The organism is Rhizobium sp. N324, assembly GCF_001664485.1.
In the GTDB taxonomy this organism is placed as follows: domain Bacteria; phylum Pseudomonadota; class Alphaproteobacteria; order Rhizobiales; family Rhizobiaceae; genus Rhizobium.
On sequence record NZ_CP013635.1, the window covers coordinates 573,988 to 589,513 of the forward strand.

At 61.7% G+C, this 15,526-nt stretch carries 15 protein-coding genes and 1 pseudogene; 8 read left to right on the forward strand and 8 right to left on the reverse strand.

Annotation, left to right across the window (positions count from 1 at the left end):
* The first annotated feature begins 84 nt into the window (after positions 1–84).
* Positions 85–606 (forward strand): hypothetical protein, encoded by a 522-nt coding sequence (locus AMK05_RS32550; RefSeq protein ID WP_064844791.1) that lies wholly within the window; start codon positions 85–87, stop codon positions 604–606.
* A gap of 63 nt (positions 607–669) precedes the next feature.
* Here the strand turns inward: AMK05_RS32550 and AMK05_RS32555 are convergent, their stop codons facing one another.
* Positions 670–1,524, reverse strand: coding sequence for a hypothetical protein (locus AMK05_RS32555; protein WP_064844793.1), 855 nt, complete (start codon positions 1,522–1,524; stop codon positions 670–672).
* 98 nt (positions 1,525–1,622) lie between these two features.
* Positions 1,623–2,675 carry a proline racemase family protein gene (locus AMK05_RS32560; protein WP_064844795.1) on the reverse strand — a complete coding sequence of 351 codons (1,053 nt, stop codon included), beginning with the start codon at positions 2,673–2,675 and terminating at the stop codon, positions 1,623–1,625.
* A gap of 286 nt (positions 2,676–2,961) precedes the next feature.
* On the opposite strand from AMK05_RS32560, the gene AMK05_RS32565 reads away from it, so the two are divergent.
* Positions 2,962–3,963, forward strand: coding sequence for an Ldh family oxidoreductase (locus AMK05_RS32565; RefSeq protein ID WP_064844797.1), 1,002 nt, complete (start codon positions 2,962–2,964; stop codon positions 3,961–3,963).
* A gap of 28 nt (positions 3,964–3,991) precedes the next feature.
* On the opposite strand, the gene AMK05_RS32570 is transcribed toward AMK05_RS32565, so the two are convergent.
* Positions 3,992–4,669 carry a GntR family transcriptional regulator gene (locus AMK05_RS32570; RefSeq protein WP_064844799.1) on the reverse strand — a complete coding sequence of 226 codons (678 nt, stop codon included), beginning with the start codon at positions 4,667–4,669 and terminating at the stop codon, positions 3,992–3,994.
* 85 nt (positions 4,670–4,754) lie between these two features.
* Positions 4,755–4,937, reverse strand: a pseudogene (locus AMK05_RS34245) (SDR family oxidoreductase); the annotation flags it as partial.
* A gap of 171 nt (positions 4,938–5,108) precedes the next feature.
* Between AMK05_RS34245 and AMK05_RS32575 the strand changes: the two are divergent.
* Together AMK05_RS32575 and AMK05_RS32580 are read left to right on the forward strand one after the other, a co-directional pair.
* On the forward strand, positions 5,109–5,891 hold the full coding sequence (locus AMK05_RS32575; RefSeq protein ID WP_064844801.1) for a pyrroline-5-carboxylate reductase: 783 nt from the start codon (positions 5,109–5,111) through the stop codon (positions 5,889–5,891).
* Positions 5,892–5,896: 5 nt separating this feature from the next.
* Entirely contained in the window at positions 5,897–6,349 is a 453-nt protein-coding gene (locus AMK05_RS32580) for a DUF5086 family protein (protein ID WP_064844803.1), read from the forward strand.
* Between the two features lie 6 nt (positions 6,350–6,355).
* On the opposite strand, the gene AMK05_RS32585 is transcribed toward AMK05_RS32580, so the two are convergent.
* On the reverse strand, positions 6,356–6,904 hold the full coding sequence (locus AMK05_RS32585; RefSeq protein ID WP_064844805.1) for a cupin domain-containing protein: 549 nt from the start codon (positions 6,902–6,904) through the stop codon (positions 6,356–6,358).
* 142 nt (positions 6,905–7,046) lie between these two features.
* Here AMK05_RS32585 and AMK05_RS32590 point away from each other — a divergent pair, with 142 nt between their 5' ends.
* The 3 genes from AMK05_RS32590 to AMK05_RS32600 all read left to right on the forward strand — a co-directional run bounded on the left by AMK05_RS32590 (position 7,047) and on the right by AMK05_RS32600 (position 11,255).
* Positions 7,047–8,381 carry an aspartate aminotransferase family protein gene (locus AMK05_RS32590; RefSeq protein WP_064844807.1) on the forward strand — a complete coding sequence of 445 codons (1,335 nt, stop codon included), beginning with the start codon at positions 7,047–7,049 and terminating at the stop codon, positions 8,379–8,381.
* A 165-nt stretch (positions 8,382–8,546) separates the two neighbouring features.
* A complete protein-coding gene (locus tag AMK05_RS32595; protein ID WP_064844809.1) occupies positions 8,547–9,266 on the forward strand; it encodes a helix-turn-helix transcriptional regulator in 720 nt (239 codons plus the stop codon).
* A gap of 306 nt (positions 9,267–9,572) precedes the next feature.
* Positions 9,573–11,255: a globin-coupled sensor protein gene (locus AMK05_RS32600; protein WP_082935811.1), complete on the forward strand. Its 1,683-nt coding sequence runs from the start codon at positions 9,573–9,575 to the stop codon at positions 11,253–11,255.
* 118 nt (positions 11,256–11,373) lie between these two features.
* Here the strand turns inward: AMK05_RS32600 and AMK05_RS32605 are convergent, their stop codons facing one another.
* The 3 genes from AMK05_RS32605 to alr all read right to left on the reverse strand — a co-directional run bounded on the left by AMK05_RS32605 (position 11,374) and on the right by alr (position 14,920).
* Positions 11,374–12,393 (reverse strand): AraC family transcriptional regulator, encoded by a 1,020-nt coding sequence (locus tag AMK05_RS32605; protein WP_064844811.1) that lies wholly within the window; start codon positions 12,391–12,393, stop codon positions 11,374–11,376.
* Between the two features lie 82 nt (positions 12,394–12,475).
* Entirely contained in the window at positions 12,476–13,756 is a 1,281-nt protein-coding gene (locus AMK05_RS32610; RefSeq protein WP_064844813.1) for a D-amino acid dehydrogenase, read from the reverse strand.
* Positions 13,757–13,786: 30 nt separating this feature from the next.
* Positions 13,787–14,920 (reverse strand): alanine racemase, encoded by a 1,134-nt coding sequence (alr, locus tag AMK05_RS32615; RefSeq protein WP_064845037.1) that lies wholly within the window; start codon positions 14,918–14,920, stop codon positions 13,787–13,789.
* A 126-nt stretch (positions 14,921–15,046) separates the two neighbouring features.
* Between alr and AMK05_RS32620 the strand changes: the two genes are divergently transcribed.
* The gene (locus AMK05_RS32620) at positions 15,047–15,511 is read left to right on the forward strand and encodes an Lrp/AsnC family transcriptional regulator (RefSeq protein WP_064844815.1); all 465 of its coding nucleotides are present in this window, start codon (positions 15,047–15,049) and stop codon (positions 15,509–15,511) included.
* The last annotated feature ends 15 nt before the right edge of the window (positions 15,512–15,526 follow it).

Genomic DNA, 15,526 nt, shown 5'->3' on the forward strand with positions numbered 1-15,526 from the left:
ACCAACGCCCCATACGCTCGGGCCGGTTGTCGCCGGACCGACAAAGATTCATTGCTGCGGCCGATGATAGTGAAGGATCAGGAAATGACAGCAAGAAGGGTTCGCGGCGGCATGGGACGGCTGCCGGTCATGGCGGCGATCGTTCTGGCGGCCGCGCTCTATTCGGATGGCCCAGCCGGTGCCGCGCCGGGGGAACGGCAATGGTCGCAGGATCCGGGCAGCCACTGCAAATTCGTCACGCCGGCCTCCCTGACCAGCGGCCCCACTTTCTGGATCGGCGGCTGCGTCGATGGGATGGCGTCGGGGGAAGGCATGCTGCGCCGCCGGGACGGCGATCGGGTCGGCCCAGCCTTCTTCGGCCGGATGAAGGAAGGGGTCCCGGAAATCGGCGTCGTCGATCTGACAGACGGATTCAGGGCCGGCCGTTTCAGCGGCGGCGACATCGGCGGGCAAGCCGAGGCCGACCCACAGGACAGGCTTGACTCCTTTCGAATCGCGGCTGAAGCAGCGCGGGCGGTCCGCGCCAAATATGCCGCCGAGAAGAATGCGGGATCGGCCCTCCACTATAAAGAGCTTGCCGACACATTGGAGCAACAGACGGATTGAAGCGGCTTTCAATGCCCCTGGGGCAGGGAATCCCGCGAAAGCCTCGGCGCGAGGTTGGCCCTCTCAGCCACCGAGCCTGACGATGCCGTAAGGATTGAACTTGAACTCGCCCACTTCATAAGTGGAATTGAAGGAGAGACTTGCCCGCCGATCCTTCAGCGTCGGCTCCAGTCCCCGCTCGGCGATCTCGTCGGCAACCGCATCCATGATGGCGACGATCTGCCTCTCGCTGCCGGCCGTGTCAGGCACATAGACATCCGGCAGTCCGACGAGATGAAAGCCAACGCTTTCGAGATATCCCCGTGCCGAAAGCGGCCGCTTCGCAAAGGCCAGCCGGCCAATCCGCTGCTGGGCCAGCATATCGGCGGCCTTCTGTGCCTCGGCGCCCTGCCGGATCAGCTCTCGCCAGCGATCGAGGCCGTGGGCGATACCGGCGCTTTCACCCTTCACTGCAACCGCTCCCGCGCCGATCAAATGTTCGACAAGGCGGAGCGCCAGCATCGAAACCTTCACCGTCTCCGCCTGCGCCATGCTCGGTCCGAGGATGTAAAGGACCGACTGATGATCGGCGACGGCTTTCTCGTCTGCCTGATCCCACACATCCGGTTCAACCCGATCCCAGCAGACATCGAAGGACCGGCTCATACGATCATCCGGCTCGGCCTGCGAATAATCCTCGTCGATGCTGAATCCGGCGGCGAAGTCGGTAATCGCCTGCAATGCCGCCTCGGACAGATGGCTCAGGTCGCGATCCCGCCCCAGAAAACAGAGGACATGCCTTGGAGTCACCGACGATGCCTCGGCCTCGGTCTGCATCTTTTCTTCACCGGAAGCCGGACCGGGTTCCTTGGCAGAAGACGGCCCCCATCCAAGGATGGCCCATAGGGTCCCCAACAGCGCGCGACGCATGAGATTCACGATCGATGCCTTTCGTCCCGTCGAATGTTTTGAGCTCCCTCAGCTTGTAAACATCCGAAATCCGAAACGAAAGACATCGTCATCGCCAAAGGCGATGCTCAGGCCCAGATGTCACCTGGGGTGAAACCTTCGGTGAAGGGATCGTCATTGTCGAGGACCAGGGTATTCAGGCCTGAGATCCAGCTGGTGCCGGTCAGCGTCGGGACAACGGCGGATTGGTCGCCGATCCTGGCTTCCTCGACCAGCCTGCCGGTATAGATATTGCCGAGAATCCCCTGATGCCGGAAGTCCTGATGGAGCGGTAATTCGCCCTTCGCATGCAGAACGGCCATCTTCGCGCAGGTGCCGGTGCCGCAGGGGCAGCGATCGAGCGCACCCGTCCAGGTGGCTGGCTCGTCCCAGGAAAGATCGCCTGTCGCCATCGTCACCGTGTTCTTCCAATCGGCGTTCGGATCGTCCGTCGGTCCCGACAGCTGTGAGATCGTGATGCCGACGCCCGGATAATGCGGATGGGCAACCGGCAATTGTTCGATGGCGGCCTGGCGGATCATCGCGGAAACGCGCGCGATCTCCCGCCCGTGTGCCGGGATTAGTTGAAGGCCTTTGAACTGCCTGACATCGGCAATGACATAGAACATCCCGCCCCATCCGACATCGACTTTCACCTTTCCAAGATGCGGCACATCGATGACGGCATCGAGATGGGCGGCAAATGCCGGGACGTTCTTGAAGGTCACGTTCTTGACCTTGCCGTTGCTGCATTCCGCCTTGACGCGGATCAGGCCGGCAGGCGCCTCGAGCACCAGCTCGGTGACCGGCTCTTTCATCGGAAGCATGCCCATTTCCAAAAGCACCGTCACCACCGAAATGGTATTGCCGCCGGACATCATCGGATATTCGACCTGCTCGAGGATGATATAGCCGGCATCGGCTTCCGGGTGACAGGGCGGCACGATGATGTTGCAGCAATAGGCGGGATAGCCGCGCGGCTCGCGCAGCATCAGCTTGCGCAGCTGGTCGTCGTTGCTCTCCAGCCATTTCATCTTCTCATAGACGGAATTGCCGGGAATATGCGGAATGCCACCCGTGACCACGCGCATCGGGGTGCCCGCATGGGTGTCGACTGCGTGAATCGTTCTTTTGAATCCCATAGTTTCTCCTCCACTGTGCCGTTTGCGAAACTGCCGTCTCCGTCGGACCACAGCCCACATGTCGGCCCTTGCTTTGTAATATCGTATACGATCTCTTTTATTCAAAGTCACAGCGCTGTCAATCACCAAAGTCATGTTTATTGACACAGATGTACATTTTCCCTTTCGGCGTCTCGGCGCTGTTGCTAAGGAATTCCATGGGCCGGAAGTTATCGGCCGAGAAACGGGCCGTGTCGGATGCTTCAAAGCATCGGCAGTCGAGGAAACACAGGGACGGAGATTTCAGATGTCGGATGAGGTCGTGCTCAATCAGGCGGAAGCCGAGGCCCTGGCAATGCGGGCCTGCCTGGCAGCCGGCGCAACGGAAGCCACCGCCCGATCCCTCGTGGACGCCACCTTGTCCGCCGCGCTCTACGGACCTTCGACACTCGGCTTTCCGCATATGGTCGATTACCTCGACAGCTTTCGCGAGGGCCGCATCAACTGCAATCCCTCGCCGGCATGCGAGCGTCCCTATCCCGCCTTCTTCGTCGCGGATGCCGATCGGGGCATCGCCCAGCTCGGTCTCGATCGCGTCTTCGACGATCTCGTCGCGGCCACGCGCAATTTCGGGGTCGCCGTCTTTACGCAGAGGAACAGCTATACGGCGGGGGAACTGGGCTATTATGTGCGCAGGCTTGCCGGCGAAGGAATCGTCGGCATCGCCGCGACCAACGCCAATGCCATGGTGGTTGCGAAGGCCGGCGGCCCAGCCGTTTACAGCACGAACCCGATGGCCTTCGGCTTTCCGCTGGGAGAAGGATCGCTGCCTCTCATCATCGACCAGGCTTCCAGCGCCACCGCTTATGTCAATATCGTCGCAGCCGCAGCCGAGGGGCGCGCCATCCCGGCCGGATGGGCCGTCGACGAAGCGGGTAACGACACCCAGGATGCGGCAAGAGCGCTTGGCGGAGCGCTGCTTCCTTTCGGCGGACGCAAGGGCGCCAATGTGGCGCTGATGGTGGAAATGCTGTCGGCGGGCCTCTCCGGCGGCCCGTGGTCACTGGACACGCCGTCTTTCAGAGAAGGGAACGACAGCCCTGCCGTGGGATTGACCGTCGTGGCGATGATGCCGGGGCGCAGCGGTGATAGTCTTGTTGAACGCGCACGACGGCAGGCTGACCGCCTTCAGGAACACGGCGTATTCGTGCCCGGTGTCGACGGCATCGAATATCCCCGATCGCCGTCGCAAGGATTGAAACTGCCGCGCGCAGTCTTCGAGGCCATCGTGAAGATCGCGGGCGCCTGACAGCCCGGCATCGATTGGGGAAGGCCGCTCATCCAGGCTTTTTTGCCGGAAGATGTTCGAGGAGCGATCGGCAGGCGCTCATGATGTGCGCATAGACGAGGCTTGCCGCTTTTTCCTCATCCCGCTTCCGGCACGCTTCGATGATTTGCCGATGCTCGCGATCGGCCGTCTCCTGGCCATGCGACAGCGTCAGTTGCACCCGGAGATATCGCTCCAGCCGGTCGTTCACCGAACGGATCGTGTTGACGAGGAATGGCCGCTCAGCGTCCTCGTAAAGACAGCTATGGAAGCGCCAGTTCAATTCCGACCAGCGCGCCACATCCGTTTCCTTGGCGAAGGCGTCGCAATAGGCCAGAGCCGTTTCAAAGGTCTTTTCGGTCATGTGCGGGATCGAGAGCTTGATGGCGTTCGATTCCAGAATCGCCCTAACCTCGAAGATCTGGGCGATCTCCGGCTCCGAGACGCTGGTGACGGTCGCGCCCTTGTTCCGGTGGAATTCCACCAGGCCTTCGGCCTCCAGACGTTTCAGCGCCTCCCGGACAGGGATCTTGCTGACATTGAACAGCCGCGCCACATCGTCCTGCCGGATCGGCTCGCCTTCATCAAGCGAGCCGTCCGCGATCGAATCCCGGATGAATTTCAAGATCACGTCCGAGGCCGTGGGCGCCTTTCCGAGATTGGTCACCTGAGCGGTGTTGAAAGGCATTCCCGGAGCTCCTCGTTTCGCACCCGACGCATATCCCCATTGGGATATCGTAGACGATCCCGATGCTCAAGGCCGATCGGCGCTTTCACGCCACGGCCTGCGCTCCAGTGATTTCCACCAGCGAGCCGCACATGAAAGCCGCTTCATCAGATGCCAGGAAGGCAACGAGCGCCGCCACCTCCTCCGGCCTGCCGATCCGGCCATAGGGAACGAGTTTGTCGAGATCGGCGATCGTCCGACCGACGTCGGCTTCGAACATCGGGACGTTCCTCTTTTTCTGTGCGCGAAGCGTGCGATCCCACTCGTCGCCTCTAGCCGATTCTACTGTTTTCTTGTTGGCTGCGTGTCGACAAAATCAAGCGGAAAAATTACATTGCTGGCACGCTACGCGAGAACTACACGACGCGCTGGGACCGCTGCGGGCTGCGGAGTAACAGTGATGATCAACAGCATTGGATTCGTCGGCACCGGCGCGATCACCGAAGCGATGGTTCGCGGGCTTCTGGCCGCACCGGCCTATGCCTCCGAGATCCACGTTTCGCCGCGGAGCGCGCACATTGCCGCCACGCTGGCAGCCGAATTCGCCTCCGTCAGGATTGCCGGGGACAACCAAACTGTCGTCGATCGCAGCGATATGGTCTTCCTGGCGATAAGGCCGCAGATCGCCGAGGAAGTCGTGCGCACGCTGTCGTTCAGGACCGGCCAGACGGTGGTCAGCCTTGTCGCGGCCACGGAGCGCCAGGCCCTGCTCGATTGGATTGGCGCCGATATCGATCTCGTCCAGGCCATTCCCCTGCCCTTCGTCGCACAGCGGCAAGGCGTCACTGCCATCTATCCCGCCAATGCCACCATCGCGGCGCTGTTCGACACGCTTGGAACGGCCGTCCAGTGTCAGTCGAGGAAGGAATACGATCTCCTCGCAGCCGCAAGCGCTGTCATGTCGACTTATTTCGGCGTCATGGAGTCGATCACCGGCTGGCTGGAAAAAAGCGGCCTTGAAAGGGCAAAGGGCCAAGCCTACATCGCCCCGCTTTTTGCAAGCCTGGCGCAGAAAGCCAACAGCCCCGGCACCGAGCCGTTCAGCGCGCTGAGCCGCGAATTCGCCACCAAGGGCGGACTGAACGAGCAGGTCCTTTCGGAATTCGACAAGCAAGGCGGTCTTGACGCACTCAACGGCGCCCTCGATGGCGTGCTTGCCCGCATCGAGGGCCGCAGGAGCTGAGGCGCATGGCATCGGCACGGATGCGAACAGCTCTCGGCGCCGTCCTTGCAGCCGCCTCGGCCCTTCTCGGCGGAAGCGTCTTGGCACATGCCGAGGCGGCAAAACCACCGGCCGCTTCCACCGTCATTCTCTCGCTCTCACCACGGACCGTTCGTTGGGCCACCGTCTACAAGGTTCCCGACCCCGCCGGTCATGATCCCTATTACCATGTCGAGGTGATCGAGAAGGAGCGGCATACGCCGCCGTGGCAGTTCAAACGGCTTGCCGCACATATCGTCGTCACGTCAGAGGCTTTGGAGAGGAGCCTTCTCGAACAGAAAGCAAAGACCTATTTTTACAAGGACATCGAGTTCCGGATCGCCTACCAGGCCTGGCGTGAACTATCTCAGGCGCAAAGGGACGCCGTGGTTTGCCGCACGGCAATTCTCGAATGCATCGGCAAATCGGATTCGATGTGACGTGCTTTAGAAGGTCGGCGGCGTGCAGGCGCTGATGACTTCGCAAGGCACCGGTCCGACGCAGCGGAACCGGTGCGGTCGCCGGCTTTCGAAATAATAGGCATCCCCCGGCCCGAGGATACGCCGCTCGTCATCGACGGTCACCTCAAGCCTTCCCGACAGCACGATCCCGCCCTCCTCCCCCTCGTGAACGAGCGGAATCTTTCCGGTGTCGGCGCCCGGCTGGTAACATTCCTTCAGTATTTGCAGGCTGCGCCCGAACAGGTTTTCCCCGACCTGCCTGTAGGAGATGGCGCCCTTGCCGATCTCCACCAACTCCTCCGCCGCATAGAAGGCTTTCCGCGGACGCTCGGGTTCAAAGGCGAAGAACTCCGCCAGACCGATCGGGATACCGTCCAGAATCCGCTTCAGGGCCCCGACCGAGGGGTTGGAGGCGTTCGATTCGATCAGCGAAATCGTCGAGTTGGGCACACCGGTGCGCTTGGCGAGTTCGCGCTGGGAAAGCTTATGGGCGATGCGTAGATGGCGAAGGCGGCTGCCGATATCGACTGACATGATGCGGTCCGTTTGTGTTGTTCAGAATATCGAAAAACATATCGGCTCATCCATTCAGTTTCAATGACTTGCACCGCAGAAGAAAAAGACTTGTTTGACAGGGAGAAATTGCCATTCTCGCCGCCAACCATAGGAGGCCAGCATGGACCAGATCAGCAAACCGAACGCGCCCGTACTCGAAAATTTCTGGATGCCGTTCACCGCCAACCGGCAGTTCAAGGCCACGCCGCGCCTCCTGGCCGCCGCGGAGGGCATGTATTACACCGATGTCGACGGAAACCGGGTGCTTGACGGCACCGCCGGGCTCTGGTGCTGCAATGCCGGCCATGGCCGCAGGAGGATCGCCCAGGCGGTCGAGCGGCAGCTTTCGACCTTGGATTATGCCCCGACCTTCCAGATGGGCCATCCGATCGCCTTCGACTTCGCCGCGAAGCTGGCCGCGAACGCGCCGGGCGGGCCCGACGCCAAGCTCGACCGGGTCTTCTTCACCGGGTCGGGCTCGGAATCGGTCGATACGGCGCTGAAGATCGCCATCGCCTATCAGCGTGCGATCGGCCAGGGCACCCGCACGCGCATCATCGGCCGTGAAAAGGGTTATCACGGCGTCGGCTTCGGCGGCATTTCCGTCGGCGGCCTTGTCAACAACCGGCGGGTCTTCCCTCAGATACCGGCCGATCACATGCGCCATACGCTCGACGTCGAGCGCAATGCCTTTTCGAAGGGCCTTCCCGCCCACGGCGTGGAACTGGCCGACGACCTGGAACGCCTCGTACAGCTGCATGGCGCCGAAACCATTGCCGCCGTCATCGTCGAACCGATGTCGGGGTCGGCGGGCGTGGTCCTGCCGCCGAAGGGCTATCTGGAAAAACTGCGCGCCACCGCCGACAAGCACGGCATCCTGCTGATCTTCGACGAGGTCATCACCGGCTTCGGCCGCCTCGGCACGCCTTTCGCAGTCGATTATTTCGGCGTCGTGCCCGATCTCGTCACCACGGCAAAGGGGCTGACCAACGGCGCGATCCCCATGGGCGCGGTCTTTGCCAGCCGCAAGGTCTATGACGGCCTGATGGTCGGCCCGGAAAATGCGATCGAACTCTTCCACGGCTATACCTATTCCGGCCATCCGGTCGCCTGCGCCGCCGGGCTCGCCACCCTCGAAATCTACGAGGAGGAAGGGCTGCTGACCCGCGCAGCCGAGCTGGCCGACCACTGGCAGCAGGCCCTGCATTCGCTGAAAGACCTGCCCAATGTCGTCGACATCCGCAACCTCGGCCTGGTCGGCGCGGTGGAACTGGCGCCCCGTAATGGCGCACCGGGAACCCGCGCCTACGACGTCTTCGTCGACTGCTTCAACAAGGGCCTGCTGATCCGCGTGACCGGCGACATCATCGCGCTCTCGCCGCCGCTCATTGTCGAGAAGGGCCAGATCGACACGATCGTCTCGATGATCGCCGACGCGCTGAAGCGCGCCGCATAGACCTGTCGACGGGAAGTATCGACGCGACGACCTCGGGCGGCGGCACACGCCCGAGGGACGGAAGACTGGATCATGCCAGGCACTCAAGGTCGAACGTAAAGATTTATTAACCCCGAGACCCCAGAGTCGGGGTTAATCGTTAACCAGCCGCGATTCGGGGGACCGATGGGGTGCGCCTCAATTGAAAGCCTTTGCCATTTCAGGGATCTTTCCGAGGTTCCCGCTCACCGGCAATTGCGCAACAGCGATCTGCTGGAACAATTGAGGAAGGCCGTCGATTTCCGTTATATCGCCGTCGGCGGACTGGATCTCGAAGGATATCGGATAGGGCGGGGCCGCTCCATCGACACCGATATGCCTCCCGCCTATATCGACACCTATTTCGGAGAAAAGCTCGGCCTGTCCGATCCGCTTGTCGTTCAGTCGCTCGAACGGTCGACGCCGCTGACGGAAGAAGAAGCCTTCGATATCCTGGCGCCGACCCAACGCCTCCGATATTTGCTGCGATCCTATGAGATCGGGCGGCGAATACAGATTCCGCTATCGAGGAACGGCATTATCTACGGAGGGGTCTGCTTCACGCGAGAAAAGCCGTTCACCGCAAGCGAACAGGAACTGCTTGTCTTCTTTGCCGAGCCGTTGCATCGGGCGATCACCAAGCCGCTGATGGACCGTTTTGCCGCCGGCGTCCTTCGCCTGACCAGCGGCGAACTCCGCTGCCTCGAACTCGCGGGTAAGGGGCTCACCAGCGAGGAAATTTCCGGTGCGTCGGACTATCAAACGGAAACCATCAACAGCTATCTGAAGAGCGCGACGAAGAAGCTGGGGGCGGCCAATCGCGCCCATGCGATTGCCGAAGCGATCCGCCGGCAACTCATTAGCTGACTTTTCGGACGTCCGAATTATGACACGGCTCCGAAAACGGGCCGTTTTTTGCCGTTCGAGTGCAGGTGAAAATCAGATTGCTCGAAATTCCATCGTGCAAAAAGCGCAAAAAGTATCCAGATAACGAAGCTATTTGACGAAATGCATTTCCTGGCTCGGCTTGGTTAACCGCAATTAAACCAACTATCCCAAATTTGGGGTCATCAATCAGGCGGGTGGACGCCGGTTCCGACATGATGGCGGGTTTCGATGTGATTGAGGCACGTGCCCAATTACGGTTTCAGCCAGTCTTCGTCGAGGTCGGGAATGTCGAGTCAATTTCATAAGCATGCCAGCAGCAATTCGGTCCAGGCTCACAACGGCGGCGCCGGCGTTGATCACGCGAAGAGCAAAAGCCAGAGTGTCGAACGCCGCCTCGACTTCATGCAGCTCGACCAACAGGGCCGTGCCGGCATCCGATCTTTAAAGACGCTGATCGAACGCGAACTGCCGCATGGACTCGATAAGTTCTACGCGCAGCTTCGCAAGAGCCCGGAGGTCAGCCGCTTCTTCTCGACGGAGGAAAATATCGCCCGCGCCAAGGGTGCGCAGGTGGGCCATTGGGCCAATATCGCAGACGGCAATTTCAACGAGGAATATGTCGGCAAGGTCAAAACGATCGGAACCGTCCATGCCCGCATCGGCCTGGAGCCGCAATGGTATATCGGCGGCTACGCGATCATTGTCGATCATCTGATCAACCGCGCCGTCGAGGAAATGGTCCCGAAGGGCGGTGTATTCTCGAAAAAAACGATGAAGCCGGCGGAGTTCGGCAAGGCGTTGGCAAGCCTCGTCAAGGCTGTGATGCTGGATATGGATCTCGCCATCTCGGTCTATATCGACGAGGCCGAGATCGCCAAGCAGAAGGCCCAGGCCGATGCGATCGAGGCGGAGCGCCAGCTCGTCGGCTCCACTTTCGGCAAGGCCATGTCGGCGATTGCCGCCAAGGATGTCAGCTACCGGATCAGCGATGATCTGCCGGAAGCCTATCACGCCCTGCGCGACGACTTCAACAATGCGCTGGAACAGCTGTCGACGACGATCGAGCAGATCAGCGGCTCTGCCACGCAGATCAATGCGGGGTCCCAGGAGATCCGGTCCGCCGCGGACGATCTTGCCAAGCGAACCGAGCAGCAGGCCGCCTCCATCGAGGAAACGGCAGCCGCGCTCGAGGAGATCACCACCACGGTGAAGGACTCCAGCCGGCGCGCGGAAGAGGCGGGGCAACTGGTTGCAAAGGCCCGCATCGGCGCCGAGAAATCGGGCCAGATCGTCCAGCAGGCCGTCGCCGCGATGGGGGCGATCGACAGTTCGTCGCGGGAAATCTCCAACATCATCGGCGTCATCGATGAAATCGCCTTCCAGACCAACCTTCTGGCGCTGAATGCCGGCGTCGAAGCGGCGCGCGCGGGAGAGGCCGGCAAGGGCTTCGCCGTCGTCGCCCAGGAGGTTCGCGAACTGGCGCAGCGTTCCGCCAAGGCCGCAAAAGAGATCAAGGGATTGATCAACAACTCGGGCGAACAGGTAAGGGCGGGCGTGTCCCTGGTCGGCCAAACCGGCGAGACGCTGACGGTGATCGTCGACGAAGTCCAGGAAATCGACCGGCACATCGGCGCCATCGTCAGGGCGTCGAGCGAGCAAGCAACGGCGCTGCACGAGATCAACACGGCCGTCAACGCGATGGATCAGGGCACTCAGCAAAACGCCGCCATGGTCGAGCAGTCGACCGCGGCAAGCCACGCCCTGGTCCAACAGGTCGGCCATATCACTCAGATGCTCAGCGAATTCCACATTGGCAAATCAGCGGCATCCCAGATGCGACCGGCCCGGCAAGCAAACGCCCCCTCGACAGCTGCTTCGCCGGCGCGCGCGTTGCGGGCAAAACTCGGCGCGGCTTATCCGAACCATGGCAACGCCGCCATTGCAAGCAATGAGTGGGAAGAGTTCTGACGCCGCCGGCCGGTCTCGACCCGGCTAAAGATCATCGCCGCCCGACAGACACGGAGCCCAGATCCTGCTCATGCCCATCCGCAGAAGATGCGGCCGGTCATGAGCAGCCCTGTCACGATCAGGCCTTCAAAGTCTGCGACGGCAGTCGACCGAAACGCTTCCGGTACTCGGCTGAAAATCGCCCGAGATGGGTAAACCCCCATCTGAGCGCAATGTCGGCGACGGCCGGCCGCGTGCCGGATTCGAGCAGATCGCGATGGGCGGCAAGCATCCGCAGTTCATGCAGGTAAGCCATCGGCGTGGTATTCCTGAACTGCCGGAAACCCTGTTGCAAGGTGCGGATGCTGACCTTGGCCGCAGTGGCGATGTCGCTCAGCGAAATCGGCTCGGCCATATGCTCCCGCATGAAGTCGATCGCCCATTTCACATGGCGAGGAGCCGGGGGCGGAGCAGGCAGCGCAAGCGCCTCCGAATAGCGATGGGGACAGGTCTCCAGAAGCAGGTAGATCATCGCGTCGCAGAGCGCACTCAGCGCCAGCGGCGACTGCTGCAGCGGCCCGTCGCCGCTAAGCCCGCGGTAGAGGCTCACGGCGAGCTGCTGCAGGACGAGCCCCGAACCGGTCGTCAGATCGATGGTCGGATGGAAATCGGTGTCACCGATAATCGTCCGCTCGAACATATGCGTGAGCTGCCTGTTGATCCTCGCCTGCTCGACGAACAGGCCGAGATGACGGCGCGGGCCGACCAGGCAGGAACCCGAGGCGCGGCCCGCCCCGAGAATGGCGCCGCGACCGGGAATCGAATGGATCTGCTCCTTCCCGGCATCGAAGACGGCATTCCCCTCCATCGGCAGGAATATGATTACCTTGCCGTTGGGTGCCTCGCGCCTAACCGAGATCGTGCCCTCGTAGGCGCAGTCGGCGATGGTCAGCTCTTCCGTCGAGACGAAATTGCAGCGATAGGCGATGGGCGCGCCGGCTTGCGCCGCAGCCTTGATCGGCGAGTTCGGCGTCGACAATATTTCCGAGAGTGCGTCCGGGTCCGTGCCGCTGAAGGCCGTCTCCCAAAGCGACGGGCTCTGCCTCGCCGGATCGTGGAGGGAGCTGCTATGGGCGGGCATATTAGAAATATGGGACATGCGCGACCTCGAAAGACAATGATCGCGAGTGATAGTTGATTTCCGCAATCATATGTTTTCTTTTTTCGTTCCCCGGCATATTTCAGTGATACCGGTTAATTGCCAGATCCTTCGCGTCGATTTCCGGATTGGCGCCGCCGACCAGATCGCTGATCAGCCGCGCCGAACCGGTGCTCATCGTCCAGCCGAGCGTGCCGTGGCCGGTATTGAGGAAGAGGCCGATGATCTTTGTCGGACCGATGACCGGTGTACCATCCGGCGTCATCGGGCGCAGGCCGGACCAAAAGGACGCCTGGGAAACGTCGCCGCCGGGGAACAGATCGGTAACCGAATGTTCCAGCGTGCTGCGTCGGGCGAATCCGAGATCGTTGGTATAGCCCGAAATTTCAGCCATGCCGCCGACGCGGATGCGGTCGCCGAGCCGGGTGATTGCGATCTTGTAGGTTTCGTCCATGACGGTCGATTCCGGTGCGCGCGACGCATCGATGATCGGGATGGTGAGCGAATAGCCCTTCACAGGATAGACCGGCAATCTGATGCCGAAGGGCTTGAGCAGCAGCGGCGAATAACTGCCGAGCGCAACCACCACCGCATCCGCACTCATCCGCTCGCGCTCGCGATCGGGATCGCCATCGCGATGGCGAGTGGTGATGACGCCGCGCACGCGGCCCGCCTCGACATCCAGCGCCTTGATCGTCGTGCCATAGGCAAAGCGCACGCCGAGCGCCTCGGCTTTGGCGGCCAGCGCATTGGTGAATTTGAAGCAGTCGCCGGTTTCGTCCTTCGGCGTCAGCAGGCCGCCGACGATCTTGTCGCGCACGTGCTTCAATGCCGGTTCGAAGCGGATGCAGCCGTCCCGGTCCAGCACCTCATAGGGAATGCCGTCGGCCGCCAGCGCCTTGACGTCCTTTGCCGAGGCGTCGAGCTGCTGCTGCGTGCGGAACAGCTGCAGGGTTCCCTGCATGCGTTCGTCATAGGCGATGCCAGTCTCGGCGCGAAGGTCGGCCAGCGCGATGCGGCTGTAATCGGCAAGCCGCAGCATGCGGCTCTTGTTGATCGCGTAGCGCTCGGAGGTGCAGTTCGACAGCATCCGCGCCATCCAGGAGAGCATGGCCATGTCGAGCTTCGGGCGCAGGATGAGGGGCGCATGTTTCATGAACAGCCACTTCATCGCTTTCGCCGGAATGCCGGGCGCTGCCCATGGCGAGCAATAGCCGAAGGAGACTTCGCCGGCATTGGCAAAGCTCGTTTCCAGCGCCGGGCCTTTCTGCCGGTCGACGACCGTGACCTCATGACCTGATTTCGCCAACTGATAAGCGGATGTGACGCCGACGATACCGGCACCCAGAACAATGACTTTCATGATCTTCCCAATAATGGAGCCGCCGGGCTCTCAGCGATATTGCCTGTCGTAACGATCGCCCAGACCGGTTAGGATTTCGTAAGATATCGTGCCGGCATCGCCGGCAATGTCCTCGAGCGTCTGGTTCGGGCCGAGCACTTCGACCAGACTGCCCAGTGTCAGGGTGCCTTCGGGCAGTACCGAGACGTCGACGGTCACGCTGTCCATCGAGACGCGGCCGACGATCGGCAGGCGGATGCCGTTGACATAGACGGCGCCGCGGTCGCCGAGCGACCTGGGCAGACCATCGGCATAACCGGCGGCGATGGTGGCGAGACGCATTTCCCGCTCAGCGACATGCGCGCCGCCATAGCCGATCTTGGTGCCTGCCGGCACGGTGCGGGTCTGCACGACGGCGACGTCGAGGCTGACGACCGGCTCCATCGGGTTCGTCGCGCCGGAGTTGGGCGCGCCGCCGTAAAGCGCGATGCCGGGGCGGGCGAGCACGCCGTGATAGGCATCGCCGAGGAAGACCCCGCCGGAATTGGCGAAGGACATGTCGAAGCCGGGAAATTCGTCGGCAATGCGGGACATCTCGGCCCATTGCTCGCCGTTCTGATCGCTCTCCATATCATCGGCCGAAGCCAGATGGCTCATGATGAACAGGATTTCGACATTGCTGCCGTCGCGAAGCGCGGCCGCCAGTTCGGCTCGTTCTTGCCGGGGAAAGCCGAGCCGCGACATTCCGGTGTCGAATTGCAGCACGGCAGGCAGGCAGCGTTTCAGCATGCGCGCTGTCTCCGACCATTGCCGCCACTGGGCGAGAGAGTTGAGAACCGGGACGATGCCCATCTCGGCGCAGGCGATCTCGTTGCCCGGCTGCAAGCCGTTCAGCACGAAAATCTGGGCGTTGCGCGCAAGCGTCGGCCGCAGCCTCACCGCCTCGACGAACTGAGCGACGAAGAAATGCCGGCAGCCTGCGCCGTAGAGCGCTCTCGCGACCCGCTCGGCGCCAAGGCCGTAGGCGTCGGCCTTGACGACGGCTCCGGCGCGGACCGGCGCCAGCATCGATACCAGCTTGCGGTAGTTGCGGCCGAGCGCGGCAAGATCGATCGTCAGATAACCCGTGGCTCCCTGTGCGGTCGTCGTGCTGCGTGTGCGGGAAACCAAAATATCGCTATCCATGTCCATCCCTCCCCATCTCAGGCAAGCTTATGAAACAATGCGCGAAATTGCCTGGCATTCAGCAGTCGATTACGGCATGATTTGCCTATTATCCGCATAATAGACGAAATTTTGGAACAATCCATCATGTCCGCCCTCGACTCGATCGATCGCAATATCCTGAGACTGCTGCGCCTCGATGCGCGCATGAGTAATGCCAAGCTCGCCGCCGAGATCGGCCTGTCGCCATCGGCCTGCCTCAGGCGCATCAAGATCATGGAAAAATCAGGGGTGATCCGCGGCTATACGGCGCTGGTGGACACCGGCAATGCCGACGAGATGATCGCCGTGATCATCAACATCACGCTCGAGCGGCAGACCGAGGACCATCTCGACCGTTTCGAGGCGGCGGTCCGCCGGCATCCCGAGATCCGCGAATGTTTTCTGATGACGGGCGGTTCCGATTATCTGCTGCGCGTCGAGGTCGCCAGCCCGGGCGAGTTCGAGCGCATCCACAAGGAGATCCTGTCGACCCTGCCGGGCGTTCTCAGGATTCATTCCAGCTTCTCGATCCGCAATGTCCTTGCGACGCGCACCAGAGGCAGGCGGTGAAGCGCGATCGCCAGA